Raw genomic sequence first — 280 nt, 5'->3', positions numbered from 1 at the left:
CATGGCACAACCGCCCATGCCCCCGATCAGACCCGAGGCGATGTTGGAGGCGCCCTGCCCGATGCACTCCCGGCTCTTCGAACTGGCGGTGTCCGTCATGTCGTCGACGATCTGCGCCGTCAACAGCGATTCCAGCAGCCCGACGGCAGCGAGCCCCACCGAATAGGGGAAGATGATCTTCAGCGTGTCCCAGGACAGCGGAACCTGCGGCAGGGCGAAGACCGGCAGTGCCGACGGCAGTTCGCCAAGGTCGCCCACGGTGCGCAGGTCCATGCCGGTA

Annotated in this window: 1 protein-coding gene; it reads right to left on the bottom strand. The window is 66.4% G+C overall.

Annotated features, from left to right (window positions below):
- Nucleotides 1–280, bottom strand: a 280-nt coding sequence (locus tag EUU22_RS10315) for a SulP family inorganic anion transporter (RefSeq protein ID WP_165351137.1), incomplete at both ends; no start/stop codon positions are given.

The organism is Ciceribacter ferrooxidans, from assembly GCF_004137355.1.
Taxonomy (GTDB): Bacteria; Pseudomonadota; Alphaproteobacteria; order Rhizobiales; family Rhizobiaceae; genus Allorhizobium; species Allorhizobium ferrooxidans.
The sequence above is the reverse complement of the archived record's forward strand: the minus strand, read 5'-3'. Positions and strand labels throughout refer to the sequence as shown.